At 65.4% G+C, this 19,789-nt stretch carries 18 protein-coding genes; 10 read left to right on the forward strand and 8 right to left on the reverse strand.

Going from position 1 to position 19,789, the window contains the following annotated elements; genetic code table 11:
• The coding region (locus A5777_RS24295) for a helix-turn-helix domain-containing protein (protein ID WP_156529298.1) at positions 1 to 230 on the reverse strand (230 nt) is incomplete at its 3' end.
• 42 nt (positions 231 to 272) lie between these two features.
• Positions 273 to 932, reverse strand: coding sequence for a TetR/AcrR family transcriptional regulator (locus A5777_RS16820; RefSeq protein ID WP_064863510.1), 660 nt, complete (start codon positions 930 to 932; stop codon positions 273 to 275).
• A gap of 120 nt (positions 933 to 1,052) precedes the next feature.
• Here A5777_RS16820 and A5777_RS16825 point away from each other — a divergent pair, with 120 nt between their 5' ends.
• The gene (locus A5777_RS16825; protein ID WP_064863511.1) at positions 1,053 to 2,462 is read left to right on the forward strand and encodes an MFS transporter; all 1,410 of its coding nucleotides are present in this window, start codon (positions 1,053 to 1,055) and stop codon (positions 2,460 to 2,462) included.
• A 62-nt stretch (positions 2,463 to 2,524) separates the two neighbouring features.
• Here the strand turns inward: A5777_RS16825 and A5777_RS16830 are convergent, their stop codons facing one another.
• The 4 genes from A5777_RS16830 to A5777_RS16845 form a co-directional block, all read right to left on the reverse strand.
• Positions 2,525 to 3,301, reverse strand: a complete 777-nt coding sequence (locus A5777_RS16830) for an alpha/beta fold hydrolase (protein ID WP_064863512.1) — start codon at positions 3,299 to 3,301, stop codon at positions 2,525 to 2,527.
• An 18-nt stretch (positions 3,302 to 3,319) separates the two neighbouring features.
• On the reverse strand, positions 3,320 to 4,117 hold the full coding sequence (locus A5777_RS16835) for a hypothetical protein (protein ID WP_064863513.1): 798 nt from the start codon (positions 4,115 to 4,117) through the stop codon (positions 3,320 to 3,322).
• Positions 4,118 to 4,460: 343 nt separating this feature from the next.
• Positions 4,461 to 5,573 (reverse strand): NDMA-dependent alcohol dehydrogenase, encoded by a 1,113-nt coding sequence (locus A5777_RS16840; RefSeq protein WP_064863514.1) that lies wholly within the window; start codon positions 5,571 to 5,573, stop codon positions 4,461 to 4,463.
• A 46-nt stretch (positions 5,574 to 5,619) separates the two neighbouring features.
• Positions 5,620 to 7,116 carry an aldehyde dehydrogenase family protein gene (locus A5777_RS16845; protein ID WP_064863515.1) on the reverse strand — a complete coding sequence of 499 codons (1,497 nt, stop codon included), beginning with the start codon at positions 7,114 to 7,116 and terminating at the stop codon, positions 5,620 to 5,622.
• A gap of 293 nt (positions 7,117 to 7,409) precedes the next feature.
• On the opposite strand from A5777_RS16845, the gene A5777_RS16850 reads away from it, so the two are divergent.
• Positions 7,410 to 8,318: an oxygenase MpaB family protein gene (locus A5777_RS16850; protein ID WP_064863516.1), complete on the forward strand. Its 909-nt coding sequence runs from the start codon at positions 7,410 to 7,412 to the stop codon at positions 8,316 to 8,318.
• Between the two features lie 10 nt (positions 8,319 to 8,328).
• Here the strand turns inward: A5777_RS16850 and A5777_RS16855 are convergent, their stop codons facing one another.
• Positions 8,329 to 8,976 carry a TetR/AcrR family transcriptional regulator gene (locus tag A5777_RS16855; RefSeq protein WP_064863517.1) on the reverse strand — a complete coding sequence of 216 codons (648 nt, stop codon included), beginning with the start codon at positions 8,974 to 8,976 and terminating at the stop codon, positions 8,329 to 8,331.
• Between the two features lie 57 nt (positions 8,977 to 9,033).
• Positions 9,034 to 10,689, reverse strand: a complete 1,656-nt coding sequence (locus A5777_RS16860) for a sigma-54-dependent Fis family transcriptional regulator (RefSeq protein ID WP_064863518.1) — start codon at positions 10,687 to 10,689, stop codon at positions 9,034 to 9,036.
• Positions 10,690 to 10,792: 103 nt separating this feature from the next.
• Between A5777_RS16860 and A5777_RS16865 the strand changes: the two genes are divergently transcribed.
• From A5777_RS16865 to tuf, 8 genes are all read left to right on the forward strand, one after another.
• Positions 10,793 to 12,196 (forward strand): carboxylesterase family protein, encoded by a 1,404-nt coding sequence (locus A5777_RS16865; protein ID WP_064863519.1) that lies wholly within the window; start codon positions 10,793 to 10,795, stop codon positions 12,194 to 12,196.
• A 53-nt stretch (positions 12,197 to 12,249) separates the two neighbouring features.
• On the forward strand, positions 12,250 to 13,140 hold the full coding sequence (locus A5777_RS16870) for an exodeoxyribonuclease III (RefSeq protein WP_064863520.1): 891 nt from the start codon (positions 12,250 to 12,252) through the stop codon (positions 13,138 to 13,140).
• 181 nt (positions 13,141 to 13,321) lie between these two features.
• Positions 13,322 to 13,945, forward strand: a complete 624-nt coding sequence (locus A5777_RS16875; RefSeq protein WP_064863523.1) for a hypothetical protein — start codon at positions 13,322 to 13,324, stop codon at positions 13,943 to 13,945.
• 140 nt (positions 13,946 to 14,085) lie between these two features.
• Complete coding sequence (locus tag A5777_RS16880) at positions 14,086 to 14,739, forward strand: hypothetical protein (RefSeq protein ID WP_064863521.1); 654 nt, start codon at positions 14,086 to 14,088, stop codon at positions 14,737 to 14,739.
• A 479-nt stretch (positions 14,740 to 15,218) separates the two neighbouring features.
• Entirely contained in the window at positions 15,219 to 15,590 is a 372-nt protein-coding gene (rpsL, locus tag A5777_RS16885) for a 30S ribosomal protein S12 (protein WP_005170078.1), read from the forward strand.
• Between the two features lie 6 nt (positions 15,591 to 15,596).
• Entirely contained in the window at positions 15,597 to 16,067 is a 471-nt protein-coding gene (gene rpsG / locus A5777_RS16890; protein ID WP_005170081.1) for a 30S ribosomal protein S7, read from the forward strand.
• Positions 16,068 to 16,204: 137 nt separating this feature from the next.
• Positions 16,205 to 18,310 (forward strand): elongation factor G, encoded by a 2,106-nt coding sequence (fusA, locus tag A5777_RS16895; RefSeq protein ID WP_064863522.1) that lies wholly within the window; start codon positions 16,205 to 16,207, stop codon positions 18,308 to 18,310.
• A 149-nt stretch (positions 18,311 to 18,459) separates the two neighbouring features.
• Positions 18,460 to 19,650: an elongation factor Tu gene (gene tuf / locus A5777_RS16900; protein ID WP_005203838.1), complete on the forward strand. Its 1,191-nt coding sequence runs from the start codon at positions 18,460 to 18,462 to the stop codon at positions 19,648 to 19,650.
• Positions 19,651 to 19,789: the final 139 nt, after the last annotated feature.

Raw genomic sequence — 19,789 nt, forward strand, 5'->3', positions numbered from 1 at the left:
TCGCAGCGGTGCTCGACGAACCGGCCTCGCCAGCGCCGCACGGTACCTCGGTTGAGGCCGAGTCGTTGTGCCACTTCAGTATTCGAACCGCCATCAGCGGCAGCGAGAACGATTCGTGAGCGCATCGCCAAACCCGAGGCCGTCGTTCGCCGACGCGCCCACCCTTCGAGCTCACGGCGCTCATCATCAGTCAGAACAACATCCACTGCTCGCGGACCCCGGGTTGCCATTCCCCAGCCTATCAACCGAATGACAATTAATGACTCAGGACACTAGTCGCGGGGCGTCGATGTGCGACGCGCCGTGCTGCGTTGTGCGAGTGCGCCGTCGACCTGTGCGGTGATGACGTCGCGGATGTCGAAGTCGGCGGAATGGCCGGCCCAGTCGGGTAGGAGTCGGCTGACCGTCGGAAACTCGGTCAGGTCGCTGTCGTCGATGGATTGGTGCCAGGACACCTCGTCGGCGGACCGCCTGGAAAGTGTGTCCTGCCACTGTAATTCCGAGGCAACGAGGTACCAGACGGCTCGCCAGGTGTCGAGCGCCGCGCCGTCGTCGAGTCCGAGTTCGGATGCGGCCGAGAGGAACGCGTCGGCGAGGGCAAGCGCGGGCGTGCCGACGATCATGCCGTCGCGGAGGATCGGCACGACCCACCCGATGCTGCGCATCTTCTCGTACATGTCGACACCGATGGCGATCATGCGGTCACGAGGAGCGCCCGTGGGTTCGGCCCACGGGATACGTGCCGCGACGTCGTTGAGTGCCAGGCCGAGCAGCGCTGCCTTGTTCGGAACGTAGTTGTAGAGCGTCATCGGCTTGGTGCCCATGTCGGCGGCGAGACGACGCATGCTCAGCGACTGCGGTCCGTCCTGCTCGAGGATGCGGATCGCCGCGTCGACGATCTCGTCGAGTTGGAGGGATCGGGCTGCGGGCATCGTCCCATCATCCCATCGCCGTGCCCTTGGCGAGGCGACGCTCAGCCGCTAAGGTCACGTACTAGTACGTAAACGTACGCGTACGTGAACGCAGATCGAGTGACGGGCAGAGGAGAATCGATGGCAGATCAGGGGACGGCCCGGGTTGATGGTCGCGTCGGGCGCGGGCACGGTGCGCTCATGGCAACCGTGTTCCTGCTGCAATTCCTTGTGGCAATGGACATGTCGCTTGTCAACATCGCGTTGCCCGCCATGCGTGCCGATCTCGGATTCACGGACGCGAGCTTGCAGTGGGTGGTCACCGCGTATCTGTTGACCTTCGCCGGGTTCATGCTTCTCGGTGGGAGGATCGGCGATCTGTGGGGGCGTCGAACATCGGTTCTCGTCGGGCTGGGTGTCTTCGCGGCGGCGAGCATCGTCGGCGGATGTGCCGCTAGCGCAGGAGTTCTCGTCGCCGCTCGGGCCGTACAGGGTGTTGCGGGAGCACTGTTGGCTCCGGCGTCGTTGGCACTTGTGGCCACCATCGGCGACCCGGCCGTTCGGGCACGGGCGATGGGTCTGTGGGGCGGTGCCGGTGCGGCCGGAGGTGCGCTGGGCGTGGTGCTCAGTGGTGTGCTCACGCAGTGGTGGTCGTGGCGAGCGGTCCTTCTCGTCAACGTGCCGATCATCGCGATCGCGGTATTCGCGGCGCTGCGCGGAGTTCCACGTCGTGACGTCGCACGCACTGCGCGACTGGATGTTCCCGGCGCGGTCGCCGTGACCCTCGGCGTGGCTGCCCTTGTGTATGCGGTCAGCGCCGGCGGCGATCACGGGTGGGGATCGTGGCAGGCAGTCGGCGGATTCGTCACCGCCGCAGTGCTACTGGGGATCTTCGCGGTGATCGAGCGGTCGGCGTCGCATCCGTTGATGCCGCCGAGCCTCGTGCGTGAGCGAAGTGTGCTGGGCGCCAACGTGTTCGGATTCATGATTGCCGCGGGACAACTTGCCGCCTTCTACTTCTGCTCCCTCTACATCCAAACCGTGTGGGGTGTCGAGAGTGCGGTGACGGGAGTGCTCTTTCTGCCGTTCTGCCTCTTCGTCGTCGTCGGAATAGCGGTGGCACACCGACTTTCCGCGCGGATCGGAGCGCGAATGACGATCGTGGTCTTGGGGGTGATTGCCGCTATCGGTCTCGGGCTGTTCGCGACGATGCCCGCACACTTCGACTTCTGGCTCGGAATCCTGCTGCCGTCGGCCGTCACGGCTGTTGGGATCGGCGGCTCGATGGTGCTGATCGGAGCGGTCGCAACCGAAGGGGTGTCTCCCGACGACGTCGGCGTGGCCTCGGGCGTGGTGAACAGTTCGCGGCAGCTCGGGGGCACCATTGGATTGGCGGTCTTGGTGGCCGTGGCCAGCGGGTACGCGGTGCCGCGCGAGGGGTTTCAGGCGGGGTTCCTGCTCGGCGCGGTCCTGCTGGTGGTCGGGAGCGTCGCGGCGTGGCTCATCCTGCCGCGGCGTCGGAGCGTCGAGGTAGCGGGGGCGTCGGCGTAGGTGCCCGGTCGACGCACTCGGGCGCACGTTCGACGCTGTAAGGCGCCACGTCGATCTGGGTCTCAGTTCTTCCGCTCGGCGATGACCCGGGCGGTGGCGGCAGGGTCGGGGCGGTGTCCCGCGGATTCGGGAACGCGCACGAGTTCTGCCGCGGTGATCGCTTCGGCCAGGCGCGGCGCGGCCGCTTCGAGGAGCGGGAAGGTGTCGGAGCCGAGGAGAACCGTGACTGGCATCGTGACGGTGAGCATCTGCGGGGTCGGTTGCGAGAAGTCGTGCGCGATCGTCGCGTCGTAGACCACCGACTGTGCGATGGCCAGCAGGTCGTCGAAGATGGGACTCCTCCGGATCTGCTCGACGATCGCACGTGGGAGGCCGACACCTTCGAGTTGGAACGTCGTCACGGCGTCGGCGCGCTGGCCGTCGTCGACCATCTGTTGGAGCCTGTCGGGGAGGTCGGTTGCGGGGTTGTCCTCGCCGAAGCGAAACGGAGGTTCCGAGAGGAAGAGGTGGTCGATCGGTACGCCCCGCGACGCGGCGAACAGTGCGAGGATCGCCCCCGACGAGTGCCCGAGCACAGCGGCCGCGCCGCCGGTTGCGGAGATGACGGCGGCCAGGTCCTCGGCCTCGCGATCCGGCGAGTACGGCCGGGTGTCGCCACTGTCTCCACGGGCGCGTCGATCGAAGACGACGCCTGTGAAGCCCGCGTCGGCCAGTGCCTGCGCGAGGGGCGCGGCGTCGGAGGCTTTCGACATCGCCCCGTTGACGACGACGACCACGGGGCCGGTGCCAACCGTGTCGTACGCGATGGGTGTGCCGTCTGCGGATGTGACCTGGGACATATCACCATTCAAGCAAAGTCAGCCCTGGTCGGCGTCGAGGAGGAAGTCGCGGAGACGATCGCGGTGCCTGCTCACCCACCAGACGCCGAATCGGTGTGCGCTGTACCAGATCGCTGCGGTGACCAGGACAGCCAGCAGTGCGCACAGCGCGAACTCGGTGTCGGTCTGTGCGGTGTCCCATCCCTGGCGGTTCGTGAGCTTCCAGATGGCAACCGGAGCGACGACGATCAGGGCGAACGCGAGCGGGAAGATGAGATTCGGCATGGCGATCAACAGCCCCCAGCGGATGATCACCTGACGGAACCGCCGCCTGTTCCGCCATCGCCACCGGAGGGAATGTTGATGGTAGGGATACATGAGGCCGACCAGGCCGCTCACCGCGAGCGCGCCGAACGGCACCACCGCGACCGCGAGTATGACCTCGACGGCGAACCTCCAGTGCGTGTGATGCGTCATCGCGATCGCCACCGCGATGACGGTGCACAGCGGGCCGATGATCAACCAGACCGCCACGACCTTCGCGCGTAGCAGTGCGGTGAGTTCTGCGGGATCATCGATAGCTGCCAGAGCTCGTTGGGGGTCGCTGGTCAGCACATTGGTGACGAACGCATCGGTGTACATCCATCCCGCAAGCGCATACGGGAGGCCCTCCGGACCGGTGAAGGTGAAGAACCACGAGCGGGGAACCACGTACCAGAGAAACAGCACGATCGCTGCGCTCGACGCCACGGACAACAGGAGATCGCCGGGATGCCGCACGATATGCGTTACTTCGGCTCGGATCGCGGCACGCGTGGTGGGTGTGACCGCCTGCATGCGGTGAGAATAGTTGGTCGAGCTGCGAATTTCCGGCAGCTGTCTCAGGTTCCGTCGGCCGCGGGAGTGCCCACATCACTAAGCGCAGCGACGACTACGAGGGCAACGATGCCGAGTACGCACCAACTCATCACCCCGATACGACGCAGATTCAGTGTCGCCCTCGGACCGGGATTCGCAGTAGCTGACGTGGCCGATGGCTCATTCACCTCAGCAGGCCAACGGCAGCGCGCAGAATCGGCGCCTCACATGGAACGGCCCGGCCGCGTCTGGGTGTCCGTCGCGGCCGGGCCGGGTAAGGGACGGTGTCACGGAGTGGGCGAGCCGTGACACCGAGGGGCGATCAGTCGTCGTGGATGATCACGCCACGAATGTTCTTGCCGTCACGAAGATCTTGATAGCCCTCGTTGACCTGCTCGAGGGTGTAGGTCTGGGTGACAAGCTCGTCGAGCTTGAGCTGGCCGGCATCGTAGAGGCGGAGCAGACGGATGATGTCGTACTGCGGATTGGCCGAACCGAACAACGAGCCCTTGATGGTCTTCTCGTTGAGGGTGAGGTCGATGCCGGGCCAGTGCACCGTGAACTTCGCGGGACTCGAGAGTCCGACGATCACGACCTGGCCACCCTTGCCGATGGACCCGATCGCCGCGGACACCACGTCTTCGTCGACGGTGCCGACAGTGACGATCGCGGCATCTGCGCCCTGGCCCCAGGACAGTTCGGTGATCTTCTCCTGAGCTTCGGCCGCAGACGCGAAAGCGTGTGTGGCGCCGAACTTCACTGCGGTGTCACGTTTGAACGCGACCGGGTCGACGACGACGACGTACTTCGCTCCGGCGTGCACAGCGCCCTGCACCGCGTTGATGCCGATGCCGCCGATGCCGTAGATGACCACGATGTCGCCCGCGCGGACGTTGCCGGCGTAGACCGCCGAACCCCACCCGGTCGGCACACCGCAGCCGACGAGGACGGCCTTGTCCAGCGGCAGCCAGTCGTCGACCTTGACCACGGAGTGCTCGCTGATCGTCGCCCGCTCACTGAACGTCCCCAGCATGCACATGCCGCCGAAGTCCTGGCCGCCACCGTGGAAGCGGAACGTGCCGTCGGGCAGCATGCCCTCGAGGATCGTTGCGCCCATGTCGCACAACGACTGTCGGCCCGTCGAGCAGTAGCGGCACGTGCCGCAACTCGGTACGAACGAGCAGACCACGTGATCGCCCGGCTTGACCTTGGTGACGCCCGGCCCGATCTCCTCGATGATGCCCGACCCCTCGTGGCCGCCGACCATCGGATAGCGCGGTGGCAGGTCACCATCGGTGAGGTGTAGGTCGGAGTGGCACAGGCCCGCGGCGGTGTACTTGATCAGCACCTCGCCTTCCTTCGGGCCGTCGAGGTCGAGCTCCATGATCTCGAACGGCTTGCCTTCGCCCATCAGTACGGCGGCTTTGGTCTTCACGGTGTTGTTCTCCTGTCAGAGAGTGATTGTCGGTGGGTGGTGGTGCTCAGAGTGCGACGTTGACTGCCTTGGTCTGGGTGTAGAGATCGATGGCCGACGAGCCGAGTTCGCGACCCCAACCCGACTGCTTGTAGCCCCCGAACGGCATTGCGGTGTCGAAGCCGTTGTACTGGTTGACCCACACCGAACCCGCTTTGAGCTGGCGAGCGGTCTTGTGCGCCTTTGACAGGTCGGTCGTCCAGATGCCCGCGGCCAGCCCGTAGATCGAATCATTGGCTGCCGCAGCGACTCCCGCCTCGGCGTCGAATGGCATGGCCGCGACGACGGGGCCGAAGATCTCCTCGCGGACGATGGAGAAATCGGGCTCGACGTCGACGAACACAGTCGGCTCGATGAAGAAACCTTCGTCGCCCCAACGCTTTCCGCCGGTGAGTGCGCGAGCGCCGTCGGCGAGGCCCGCCGCGAGGTAGCCCGAGACGCGGTCGAATTGCTCCTGGCTGACAAGCGGTCCGAGTTCGGTTGTCGGATCGAGGCCGGGCCCGATCTTGGCCTTCGACGCCGCTTCTGCGACAGCCGCGGTGAAGTCGTCGAAGATGGGTCGTTCGACGAACAGCCGTGTTCCGGCGACGCAGCACTGGCCGTGGTTGAACATCCATGCCGCAACCGAACCCGCGACCGCCTGCTCGAAGTCGGCGTCGGCGAAGACGATGTTGGGGCTCTTGCCGCCGAGCTCGAGCGAGACCTTCTTGAGGTTGCCCTTCGACGCCTCGACGATCTTCTTGCCCACCTCGGTGGAGCCGGTGAAAGCGATCTTGTCGACGTCGTCGTGTGCGGCGAGTGCGGCGCCTGCGTCGCCGAAGCCGGTGACGATGTTGACGACGCCGGGCGGGAAGCCCGCTTCGGTGAACACTTCGCCGAGCAGCAGAGCTGTCAGCGGGGTCTGCTCGGCCGGCTTGAGGATCACGGTGTTGCCCGCCGCGAGTGCCGGGGCCAGCTTGAATGAGGCCATCAGGAGCGGGAAGTTCCACGGGACGATCAACCCGCAGACGCCGACGGGCTCGCGCAGCGTGTAGGCGTGGAACTCGCCACCCGGGACGAACGGCATCGAGACGTCGACGGTGCTGCCGGTGATCTTGGTGGCCAGACCGGCGTTGTAGCGGAAGATGTCAGCCGACCACGCGGTGTCGACGGCGGTCGCGATGGTGGCGGCCTTGCCGTTGTCGAGAGCTTCGAGCTGGCCGAAGTCTTCGGCGCGCTCGTTGAGGATGTCGCCGACGCGCCAGAGCAGACGCTCACGCTCGTTGGGCTTCATGCGCGACCACGGGCCGTCGTCGAATGCCTTGCGCGCGGCGCGGACAGCGCGGTCGATGTCGGTGGCGTCGCCGCGGACGACCGATGTCAGCGTGCGTCCGTTGGCAGGATCGATGGTCTCGAAGGTCTCACCGGACGCGGCGGTGACCCACTCACCACCGATCAGCATCGGTCGATCGGTCGAGATGAAATCCCGAACCTTGGTTGCCAGTTCGGGTGCGACAGCGGTCATGTGTCCTCCTGCTCGAGCGTGCAGATCGTGATCTGCGTCATAGATGCGGATCTGTCTATAGTTCTGCCACTGCTCGGACGGGACGAAGTGTCCAGAATCTGAACACTGCGATGTACACACGTCGCGACAGTGACTGCGAGGTGATTCGCGAAGGGGAGTCCGGCGCGGTGTGGCCTAGACGCGATAGTTAGCGATCGCTAAGCTAGTGGTGTCAGTCACAGTTCCAAGTGAGTTCGTCGATCAAAGTAAGTTCCTCGATAAAAGTAAGTTCGTCGATCAATGGAGAGGCAGCGATGAAGCGCTTTGCTCTGCGCACCCGAACCGATCAGCTGGATCCGGTTGCCGACCATGAAGAGATCGCCAGGATTCTCACCACCCAGGAGTTTCCGTGGGACATCAACCAGGCGCTGAGCTTTGCCCTGTTCCGCACGTACGGGGTGCCGTCGATCGGCCGTCTTCTCTTTCGCACCGGAGAGTTCACCGAACGTGTGCAGAAGCGCTACGACGACACGGGGTTGATCCTCGACGCAATCCTGGAGCACGGCTTCGGCTCGGCGGAGGGTCGGTCCGCGATTCGTCGGATGAACCAGATGCACGGTTCGTACTCGATTTCGAACGACGACATGCGTTATGTACTGGCCACTTTCGTTGTCACACCGATGCGCTGGATCGGTCAGTACGGCTGGCGTGCCCTGACTGCAACAGAGGTCGAGGGATGGACCAACTACTATCGCGCGCTCGGAAAATACATGGGTATCAAGGAGATTCCCGTGACGTACGATGCGTTCGATCGATTCATGGACACCTATGAACGCCTGAACTTCGCCTTCGACAGTGGGGCACGTGCCGTCGCCGACTCCACGCTGGAGCTGTTGTGCACGTTTCCGCCGAACAGCTACGCCCCGCGCTTCCTGATCAGGCAGTTCGCGTGGTCGCTCATGGACGATCCATTGCTGGACGCTTTCGGCTACCGCCACCCGCATCGCCTTGTGCGCCTGGTGTCACGTACCGCGCTGCGGCTGCGTGGTCGGGTTGTGCGCCGGATGCCTGCGCGAAACACCCCGAAGTTTGCACGCGAGCTCCCGAATATTCGGAGCTACCCGGACGGCTACCAGATCGATCAGCTGGGGACCTTTCCGCGCACGTGTCCGATTCAGCACGGTTCCGCGCTCAACCCGCATCCAGTGGCGGCAGATCGATGAGCTGATCGGTCTAATCGGATTCGGCCCGCGGCAGGCTGCCCACCGTGTGGAGCGCGATGTCGACGTACTTGTCTGCCACCATCTGAGGAGTCAGCGGCCCGTCGTCGTGAAACCACCGCGGGATCGACTGACACATGGCAAGGACCGCTCTGGTGGTTTCGGCGACATCGCTTACGTGCATGACGCCTATGGTCGTCCCTGTCTGCACGATGTCGAGGACCAAGTCTTCGATCCCTTTACGAAACACTCGATACCGCAACCGGTTCTCGGTGCCCGCATACCGGATCTCTCCTTCGACTGCCGCCAACCGAACTCGACTTGTCATCACCAAGACGATTGATTCGATGACGTTCGCCAACTCCGCGACCGGGTCTCCCGCTGCGGCAGCCCGTGCGGCGTGGGCGCGCGCGAGCACGTCGCCGGTCGAGTACTCGAGAAGCGCCAGCAGGATGCCCTCTTTGCTCTTGTGATGGTAGTAGAGGGCTGGGACCGTGACACCGACCTTCGCGGCGATCTGCCGCACGGAGGTGCCGTGAAATCCGTTGTCGTAGAACGCCTCGAGAGCTGCCTGGAGAATGGGCGACAACTTCGGAGGGTCGACGCGGCGCCACCCGGACGGCGTCGTCTCAGCATCCGCTCCCGCGGTTGACGCTGGCATGAGGACCCTAACTATCGCTCGATAAGTTCGAGTTCATCGTAGCGCGAGAGGGGGTCGTCAGATCCCCAGTGCGCGAATGCGCGCGTACAGGGTGGTGCGGCTGATGCCCAGGTCACGGGCGGCATGCACCTTGTTGCCGGTGTGTCGGTCGAGTGCCTCGAGAATGGCTGCGCGCTCGGCCTGTTCGCGTCCGGAGAGGTGGGCGGCCCGGCTCGTCGTGCGATGGTCGGCAGGCAGATCGGCCGGTTCGATCGCACGCGCGCCACGGGCCTCGCACGAGCGCACAGCGCGTCGCAGCACCGAGAACAATTCGACGAGATTCCCGGGCCACTCCTGGCAGACGAGGGCCTCGAGCGTCGGCGCGCTGACCGAACGTACTGGGCGTGAACCAGATGCTGGGCCCGGAGTGATGTCGACGAGCATCTCGTCGATGATGTCGGCGAGGTCGGAGGTGCGGTTGCGCAGCGCGGGGACGTCGAGACGCGCGGCGCACCTGGCCGTCAGTGCTGCGACGGTGGTTCGCGCCTGATCCGGCGGTCCGGCGACCAGGACGAGCGGCGCTGCCGTGTCGGCCGTGCGGCACGCGGCCGCCAGGATGGTGAGCGACCTGTCGTCGAGCAGGTCGACGCCGTCGACGATCAGCGCGCGTGAGCGGCGTCGTGAATCGCCGATCAGGGCGCCGATATCCGGCTGATCGCCGGTGATCAACAGCTCGGCGACGTCGACGGTCGTGGCGTCGGGTCCGGCCATCGAGCGGGCCTTGGTGCTGCGTCCGGTTCCGGGCTCTCCGGTGATCGCGATGGTGGCCTGCCGCGTCGACGGCATGTCGGTGCAGGCCATCGTCCGTGCGGGCGATGTGCTGGGCCGCAGACCGAACAGGGCAGCCCCGCGGGCGCCCACGACAGGCGTGGCGAGCACCTCGACGCCGACTCCGGACGCAAGGACCAGTTGCAGGGTGGTCTCCCGGAGGGCAGGGTCGGCGGCGATTGCACGCAATGCGACAATGTCTGTCGGCGAGAGCAGTTCTGCTGCACGCGAATTGGTGAGCTGTAGGTCTTCGCTGATCGCTGCGACCGCGACGTCGCGACGGGGTGCCGCGCGCTGGAATGCGTCGAGAACCCGACGCTGCTGTGCGCGCGAACGGTCGAGGAGACGGTCGGCGATGTCGCCGACGATGCCGGTCACGAGGGGCACTGACAGGGGGTTCATGCGGTCGGCGATCTCCGTCATGCACAGGATTCCTGCGAGGCGACGGGTGGCCGGATGGATGATGGGCGCGCCGAAACAGCTGAGCGACTTGAACTGCTCCAGGTAGTGCTCGCGCCCGTTGACTGCCAACCCTCGACGTATCTCCGCGGGCGTGCCAAGAGCCGTGGTCCCGACGGTCTCCTCGCCGAGGTCGACGCCGGGTGTCGCGCCGACTCTGTCGAGTGCGCGATCAACGGTGGTGCCGAGGCAGACGCGGGAGACCATCCGGCACTCGTGATCGACGAGCAGCAGTGAGGTGCCCGTGTCTGCGAGCCGTGCGGCGGCGTCGTCGAGGACCGGGCGCGCGGCGTCGAGAAGGACATCCGAGCGTGACGCGTCGTCGACGAGTTCGGGTAGCGGGCTGTCGGGTTGTACCCCGGACAGCGCGGAGCGGCGCCACGACTGCGCGATCACTGCGCGTTGCGGCGCACTCTCCGATGAGGCGAACGATGTGTCGATGGTCACAACATGGCACAGAATCGCCGCGAAGGAAAGGTTGCGTGCCCGGCTGGGTGCTGGATGCGCACACTGACCCGTTCGGGGCCGAACTGTTCACTACGGTGGGGGAATGGCAACTCCGGCACCTGACGACGTCGAATCCACCAAAGACGTCGAATCCACCAAAGACGTCGAGTCCACCGATATTGCAACCTTCGACCCGCCCTGTGGTCGGGTCGTTGGCACCGTTGACGGTCCGGTTGTTCGCGCGCGCGCCATCCCGTACGCCCGTGCCAATCGGTTTGCGGCGCCGGAGCCGGTCGCGCCGCGGACGCTTCCGCACCGCAGTGGCGTCCCCGCGGCTGCGTGCCCGCAGGTGTCGAGTCCGCTCGTGACGATGATGCTCGGCGGTCCGGCGACGAGCATGGTCGCCGACGAGGACTGCCAGCGGTTGACCATCACGCGGCCCAGTCGAGACTTCGACGCCCCGCTGCCCGTGATGGTGTGGGTGCACGGCGGATCGTACGTGCTCGGTGCGGGCGACGAACCCCACCACGATCCAACGCCGCTTGTCGCCGAGCAGAACGTGATCATCGTGGCCGTGACCTTCCGGCTCGGCGTACTCGGGTTCCTCGGCGACGGCTCGCAGGAGCGCCCGGCCAACCTGGGGCTGCTCGACCTCATCGCAGCGCTCGACTGGGTGCACGAGAACATCGCGGCGTTCGGCGGTGATCCCGATCGGGTCACCTGCGTCGGCCAGTCCGCGGGAGCGGATGCGGTCGCACACCTGATGGCCGTACCCCGTGCGACACGACGCTTTCACCGCGCGATCCTGCAGAGCGCACCCTTCGGCATCCGGTGGAACAGAAGCGGCATGGCGAGGGACATGTTCTCCCGCACAGACGAATTCGACGCACAGACACCGCTGTCGGAGATCCTCGCGACACAACAGAAGATGATCGTCGACGGCCCGCGGTACGGCCTGACGGGCGCGATGCCCTTCGGTGTCCAGTACGGACACGACCCGCTACCCGCGGAGTCCGACGTCGAGGATGCGTGGGCGGCGTCGGCTCCCGACATCGACCTGCTGGTCGGTTGCACCCGCGACGAGATCGAGTTCTTCGTCCCTGGCGTCCCGATCGCCGAGACGGCGTCGCACTTCCCGGTGTTGGGCAGGCCGATTCGACGCATCGCCACCTCGCTGATCACGCGCAAGGTCTACACCGCCCCGACCGCCGACTTTGCACGCAAGCACGCGGCGGCGGGCGGCAGCGTCGTCGACTATCGGTTGCATTGGCACGCACCGGGAAACGCGCTCGGAGCCGCGCACTGCGTCGATCTGCCACTGCTCTTCGGTGTCGAGGAACAGTGGGCGGGTGCGCAGTTGCTCGAGGGTGCGACGTGGTCGCAGGTCGAGGAGGCCGGGCGGGCACTGCGCGCCATCTGGGGTCGCTTCATCCGTGGTGAGGATCTCGGCGAGCGCCAACCCGACGACGCGCGATCGGTGCTGCGGTATCGGCGGGTGTCGGCGTAGGTCGGTCCAGGTCGGCGGAGTCCGGGCACCACGACCTGACTAGCGTGGTGTGCATGCGCGTGGCGACCTGGAACGTGAACTCAGTCAAACAACGCATCCCACGATTGCTGCCGTGGCTCGACGAACGCTCACCCGACGTGGTCTGCCTGCAGGAGACCAAGCTTTCCGACGACGTGTTCGACACCGTCCTCGGCCCCGAATTCACCGAGCGCGGTTACGAATTCGCGCATGTGGGCCAGGGGCAGTGGAACGGGGTCGCGATCCTGTCGAAGGTCGGACTCGACGACGTCGTCGCCAACTTCGACGGTGCGCCCGGCTTCCCCGACCCCGCGTCGGCGCCGGAGGCCCGCGCGGTGTCGGCGGTGTGCGGGGGAGTGCGCATCTACTCGCTGTACGTACCCAACGGCCGCGAACCCGACTCGGATCACTACCACTACAAGCTGTCGTGGCTGGAGCGGTTGCGCGAGGTCGTCGCGGCCGGGACGGGCGTCGACGCTCCGGCGAACACGATGCTGTGCGGCGACATGAACATCGCGCCCGCCAACGCTGACGTCTACGACCCGGCCGCCTTCGCCGGCCACACGCACGTGACGGTCGCCGAGCGGTCGGCGCTCGAGGACATCGAGGGACTCGGTCTGCACGACGTCGTGCGCGACCGCTGGCCCGACGAGCGGGTGTTCAGCTACTGGGACTACCGGGCCGGCATGTTCCACAAGGATCTCGGCATGCGGATCGACCTGATCCTCGCCGGGGCCGACGTGGCCGCCCGGGCGAAGGCCGCGTGGGTCGACCGCGCCGCGCGCAAGGGCACCAAACCCAGCGACCACGCGCCCGTCGTCGTCGACCTCGACACCGCTCCCGACGGCGACATCGGCCCGATGGTGCCCCCGCCGTCGAACCCCGCTCGCAAGGGTGCCACCGCCCGCCTGCCGCAGGCGAAGTGATCGATTCCGGCTGCCGACAGGCACGATGTCGCCTGATCGGATGATGCCGGAGATCGCCCGGGCGCGCGGGCGACGAAATGTCGGATACATCCGATACGGTTCTGCTGTCTTTCAGCCATACCGACGCCTGCCGTCGGCGGCTGCACAGGGCATCCACCATTCACCACATTTCGGGGGTTCGATGAAACACCTGCATCGCGTTCTGCTGACGATCGCGGCTCTGACCGCGGTTGTCCTGATCGCTCCGCTCACCAACGGGGCGGCCACCGCCGCGACGCCCGCTCCTTTTCTGACAGGGGGCTTCACTGCCGACGGCGCGAGCCTCGTCGCGACGCTGCGTGACGGCACATTCGTTCCGAACGCCGCGAACACCGAACTGACGTTGGTGAATCGCGACGGCAAGGCCGTCGATCGCTTCCCGCTCGTCGGAACACTGGACGGAGTCACGGTCCCGGTCGGCTACGCGCTGAGTGCCGATCGCAGTACCGCGACGCTCACCCCGGGGTTGACGGCCCCGCGCCGCGCATCGCTGGCCGCGGCAGCAACCGACGCGGCTCAGAAGAAGCCGACTCCGCGCGCCAAGCGGTACACCAAGCAACAGCGTTACGACCAGATGATGAAGGAACTGCAGAAGGGGTGGAAAGACTTCACTCCGGCCTCGACACTCATCGGTGGTCTGATCGGTTTCATCGTCTTCGGATTCCCAGGTGCGGCGATCGGCGCATTCATCGGTGCCTACATCGGCTACCAGACCACCAATCCCAAGGCCTGGCCGTCTGTGGTGAACTGGTTCAACACCCCGTAGGTAAGAGGTTCAGCCCCGTAAGCAGACGGGAGAACCGCAGGCACATCGACGCCGGGTGGAGCGCATCGCGCACTCCGCCCGGCGTCAATGCTCGTCGGTGACGTGCTCCGCACTCCCGAACGTCGTGACACCATCGACGCATGGCGGGCGAGCAGCGGTCGGTACGGAGGACGCCCAGGGCCGAATGGCGTGGGATTCTCACGAGGCGTCGGGGCGATCCACTGCGGCCGGACCGTGCAGCGTCGAGACTGTCGGCGTATGTCTACGGCAACACCATGGTGCTCGCTGCGCTGGTCACTGCGTCGGCGCACGCGGTCGAGAACGGTGAGGCCGTGTGGTTGGTGCTCGGCACCGGGTTGACGACCTACATCGCCCACGTTTTCGCCGACCTGGTCGCGGGCAGCAGCATCCCGGAGGCACACGGTCACGACACCCACGCCGACGGCTCTCAAGCACCCGACACTCGAGCCCCGACTATCCAGGCCTCTGGGCCCGACCGGCCGGGCGACGCCGCGCGGGCGCACGTGCGTCACGAGCTGCGCGATGCGACGCCGATCATCTCTTCGGCGATTCTTCCCGCGATCGCACTGGCGCTCGGTTGGGCCGACGTGTTGCCGACGGCGTGGGCGCACGGGATCGCGGGAGCGGTCGTGGTGCTGCGTATCGCGAGCGTGCCGATCGTCGTCGAGCGTGTGCGCGGAAACGAGGTCAGCGTGAAGGTGATCGTCGCGGGCATCGGCACGGCTGCACTTGCCGCGGTGGTGGTGTTGCTGAAGGTGCTCCTCGCGCACTGATCGTCGGTGCAACCGCGCGTATCGGGGGCCTACCAGCGACGATGCAGGGAACAAGATGTCGTCGACTCTCGTTGAAAACCCGTACACGCCACCGTCTGTTCAGCTGCTTGAGAGCTGCAGGTAGGGCTGTGGATCCGTTTTTTGACCTGTGGAAATCAGGTCGGTAGAGTGGATCGTCGGTGCCCGGCTGCCCGGGCAACGTCCGCATGCCCTCGCCGGGTCACCGGTGGCGATCGGATCGAGATCATTCTCTCTCAGAGAAGGCCTCGGCACGAGCCAGGCGCGCCGGACGACGCCAAGCCAGTCCGCTGTCGGGTGCTTGACACGCCCGACCTCGGGGTAGCGATAACTGTACTGACCAGCACAGAAGTGCCGGTGGGGCGAGTTGTGGAAGCAACCAGAATCGGATTCATCCGCTCTGAGTGCTTGCCCGGAGCACAAACCACGACACGACGACTACAGAGGAATGAAACTCACAAGTGCCAACGATCAACCAACTGGTCCGCAAGGGCCGCCACGACAAGACCGCCAAGAAGAAGACGGCGGCCCTCAAGGGAAGCCCGCAGCGTCGCGGCGTGTGCACCCGCGTCTACACCACCACCCCGAAGAAGCCGAACTCCGCGCTCCGTAAGGTTGCCCGCGTGCGCCTGACGAGCTCCGTCGAGGTCACCGCTTACATCCCGGGTGAAGGCCACAACCTCCAGGAGCACTCGATGGTGCTTGTGCGCGGCGGTCGTGTGAAGGACCTCCCCGGTGTTCGCTACCGCATCATCCGCGGCTCGCTCGACACCCAGGGTGTCAAGGACCGCAAGCAGGCTCGCAGCCGCTACGGCGCCAAGAAGGGAAGCTGATAAGCGATGCCACGTAAAGGACCCGCACCCAAGCGCCCCCTCGTCAACGACCCGGTCTACGGCTCGACGCTGGTCACCCAGCTCGTGAACAAGATCCTCCTCGACGGCAAGAAGTCGACTGCCGAGCGCATCGTCTACCAGGCCCTCGAGCAGGCTCGTGAGAAGACCGGCACCGATCCGGTCGTCACCCTCAAGCGCGCGCTCGACAACGTCAAGCCGACCCTCGAGGTCAAGAGCCGCCGCGTCGGCGGTGCCACCTACCAGGTGCCCGTCGAGGTCAAGCCGAACCGCGCCAACACCCTCGCACTGCGCTGGCTGGTGACCTTCAGCCGCCAGCGTCGTGAGAAGACCATGGTCGAGCGCCTGGCCAACGAGCTGCTCGACGCCTCCAACGGCCTCGGCGCTTCGGTCAAGCGTCGCGAGGACACCCACAAGATGGCAGAAGCCAACCGGGCGTTCGCGCACTACCGCTGGTGACGTAAAGCCCCACGGGCACTGGCCGCTCGGAGCAGAGCGAAGAGCGGCCAGTCCACCCGAGCTTGCGAGGGTGGGCTGCGCAGCCGCGGCTAGAAACAAGACAGCCTTTAGTCCCAAGATTTCCCGAAGGGAACGGAATGGCACAGGAAGTGCTCAGCGACCTGAAAAAGGTTCGCAACATCGGCATCATGGCCCACATCGATGCCGGCAAGACCACCGCGACCGAGCGAATCCTCTTCTACACCGGTGTGAACTACAAGATCGGTGAAACCCACGACGGTGCTTCGACCACCGACTGGATGGAGCAGGAGAAGGAGCGGGGGATCACCATCACCTCCGCCGCCGTGACGTGCTTCTGGAACGGCAACCAGATCAACATCATCGACACCCCCGGCCACGTCGACTTCACGGTCGAGGTCGAGCGCAGCTTGCGCGTGCTCGACGGTGCCGTTGCCGTTTTCGACGGCAAGGAAGGCGTTGAGCCGCAGTCCGAGCAGGTCTGGCGGCAGGCAGAGAAGTACGACGTCCCGCGTATCTGCTTCGTCAACAAGATGGACAAGCTCGGTGCCGACTTCTTCTTCACCGTGCGCACCATCGAGGAGCGCCTCGGCGCGAAGCCGCTGGTTCTGCAGCTTCCGATCGGCGCCGAGGACAACTTCGACGGCGTCGTCGACCTGATCGAGCAGAAGGCGATCACCTGGCGCGGCACCGTCGAGATCGGTGCAGAGCCGACCATCGAGGAGATCCCTGCTGACCTCGTCGATCAGGCTGCCGAGTATCGCGAGAAGCTGCTCGAGATCGTCGCCGAGAGCGACGAGTCCTTGCTGGAGAAGTACTTCGGTGGCGAAGAGCTCTCGGTCGAGGAGATCAAGGGAGCCATCCGCAAGCTGACGATCGCGCGTGAGTATTACCCGGTCATCTGCGGTTCGGCCTTCAAGAACAAGGGCGTTCAGCCGATGCTCGATGCGATCATCGACTACCTGCCGTCCCCGCTGGACGTGCCGAGCGTCGAGGGTCACGCCGTTGGCAACGAAGAGGAGATCCTCTCTCGTAAGCCCAGCGCAGACGAGCCGTTCTCTGCACTCGCGTTCAAGATCGCGGCGCATCCGTTCTTCGGCAAGCTGACGTTCGTCCGTGTGTACTCCGGTCACATCACGGCGGGCACCCAGGTGCTCAACGCGACAAAGGGCAAGAAGGAGCGCATCGGCAAGCTTTTCCAGATGCACGCCAACAAGGAAATGCCGGTCGAGGACGCCACCGCGGGCCACATCTACGCGATGATCGGCCTGAAGGACACCACCACCGGCGACACCTTGTGTGACCCGAGCGCGCCCATCGTCCTCGAGTCGATGAGCTTCCCGGATCCGGTCATCAACGTCTCAATCGAGCCGAAGACCAAGTCCGACCAGGAAAAGCTCGGTACCGCGATCCAGAAGCTCGCCGAAGAGGACCCGACGTTCTCCGTGCAGCTCGACGACGAGACCGGCCAGACCGTCATCGGCGGTATGGGTGAGCTCCACCTCGACATCCTCGTCGACCGTATGAAGCGCGAGTTCAAGGTCGAGGCCAACGTGGGCAAGCCCCAGGTGGCCTACCGCGAGACGATCCGCAAGGCCGTCGAGAAGCACGAGTACACGCACAAGAAGCAGACCGGCGGTTCGGGCCAGTTCGCGAAGGTCATCATCAAGCTCGAGCCCCTTGTGGACGCCGAGGATGGTGCGACCTACGAGTTCGTGAACGCCGTCACCGGTGGTCGCGTCCCGCGCGAGTACATTCCGTCGGTCGATGCCGGTGCGCAGGATGCCATGCAGTACGGTGTCCTCGCCGGCTACCCGCTGGTCAACTTGAAGGTTACGCTGCTCGACGGCCAGTACCACGACGTCGACTCGTCGGAAATGGCCTTCAAGATCGCCGGTTCGCAAGCCCTCAAAGAAGCTGCGAAGATGGCGAGCCCGGTCATCCTGGAGCCGATCATGGCCGTCGAGGTCACGACTCCTGAGGATTACATGGGCGACGTGATCGGCGACCTCAACTCCCGCCGTGGCCAGATCCAGGCCATGGAGGAGCGCAGTGGTGCACGTGTCGTCAAGGCACAGGTGCCGCTGTCGGAGATGTTCGGCTACATCGGCGACCTCCGGTCGCGGACCCAGGGCCGAGCTAACTACTCCATGGTGTTCGACTCGTACGCCGAAGTTCCGGCGAACGTGTCGAAGGAGATCATCGCCAAGGCCACCGGCGAGTAATTTGCCGGCCGGTCTCCGGCTTTGACCGCGCCAACGGCGCACGCGTCGTACGGCACGCAATACGGGTGTTCGTACGACGCGGACAACGTAAAAGAAAACCCCTGCTGGGATCCGCCCAGTAGAGCAACACAGTCCAGGAGGACAAACAAGTGGCGAAGGCGAAGTTCGAGCGGACCAAGCCGCACGTGAACATCGGCACCATCGGTCACGTCGACCACGGCAAGACCACCCTGACCGCGGCTATCACCAAGGTCCTGCACGACAAGTATCCGGAGCTCAACAAGGCATCTGCCTTCGACGAGATCGACAAGGCTCCGGAGGAGAAGGCTCGTGGTATCACGATCAACATCTCCCACGTCGAGTACGAGACCGAGAAGCGTCACTACGCGCACGTCGATGCCCCGGGTCACGCCGACTACATCAAGAACATGATCACCGGTGCCGCTCAGATGGACGGCGCGATCCTCGTGGTCGCCGCCACTGACGGCCCGATGCCGCAGACCCGTGAGCACGTGCTGCTGGCCCGCCAGGTCGGTGTGCCTTACATCCTGGTCGCCCTGAACAAGGCCGACATGGTCGACGACGAAGAGATCATCGAGCTCGTCGAGATGGAGGTCCGCGAACTGCTGGCCGCCCAGGACTTCGACGAGGACGCTCCGGTTGTCAAGGTGTCGGCGCTCAAGGCTCTCGAGGGCGACGCCGAGTGGGTCAAGTCCGTCGAGGACCTGATGGACGCTGTCGACGAGTCGATTCCGGATCCGGTTCGCGAGACCGAAAAGCCGTTCCTGATGCCCGTCGAGGACGTCTTCACGATCACCGGCCGCGGTACCGTGGTCACCGGTCGTGTGGAGCGCGGCGAGGTCAAGGTGAACGAGGAAGTCGAGATCGTCGGCATCCGCGAGAAGTCGACCAAGACCACGGTCACCGGTATCGAGATGTTCCACAAGCTGCTCGATTCGGCTCAGGCAGGCGACAACGCCGGTCTGCTGCTCCGCGGCCTCAAGCGTGAGGACGTCGAGCGTGGCCAGGTCATCGTGAAGCCGGGCACCACGACCCCGCACACCGAGTTCGAGGGCCAGGCGTACATCCTGTCCAAGGACGAGGGCGGGCGTCACACCCCGTTCTTCAACAACTACCGTCCGCAGTTCTACTTCCGTACCACGGACGTGACCGGCGTCGTTACCCTCCCTGAGGGCACCGAGATGGTCATGCCGGGCGACAACACCGAGATGAGCGTCAAGCTCATCCAGCCTGTCGCCATGGACGAGGGCCTGCGCTTCGCCATCCGCGAGGGTGGCCGCACCGTCGGTGCGGGTCGAGTCACCAAGATCATCAAGTGATTTCGTTTCACCGATGATCTGACTCACTGAGTCAACGAAGGCGCCCCGGGACCCAAGTGGCCGGGGGCGCTTTTCATTGTCCTCGGCTCCGCCGGAGGATTACCCCCGCCCAGCCGGGGGGGGCCCCACACCCGATGGC

This window comes from Gordonia sp. 852002-10350_SCH5691597 (assembly GCF_001665715.1).
GTDB classification, from domain to species: domain Bacteria; phylum Actinomycetota; class Actinomycetes; order Mycobacteriales; family Mycobacteriaceae; genus Gordonia; species Gordonia sputi.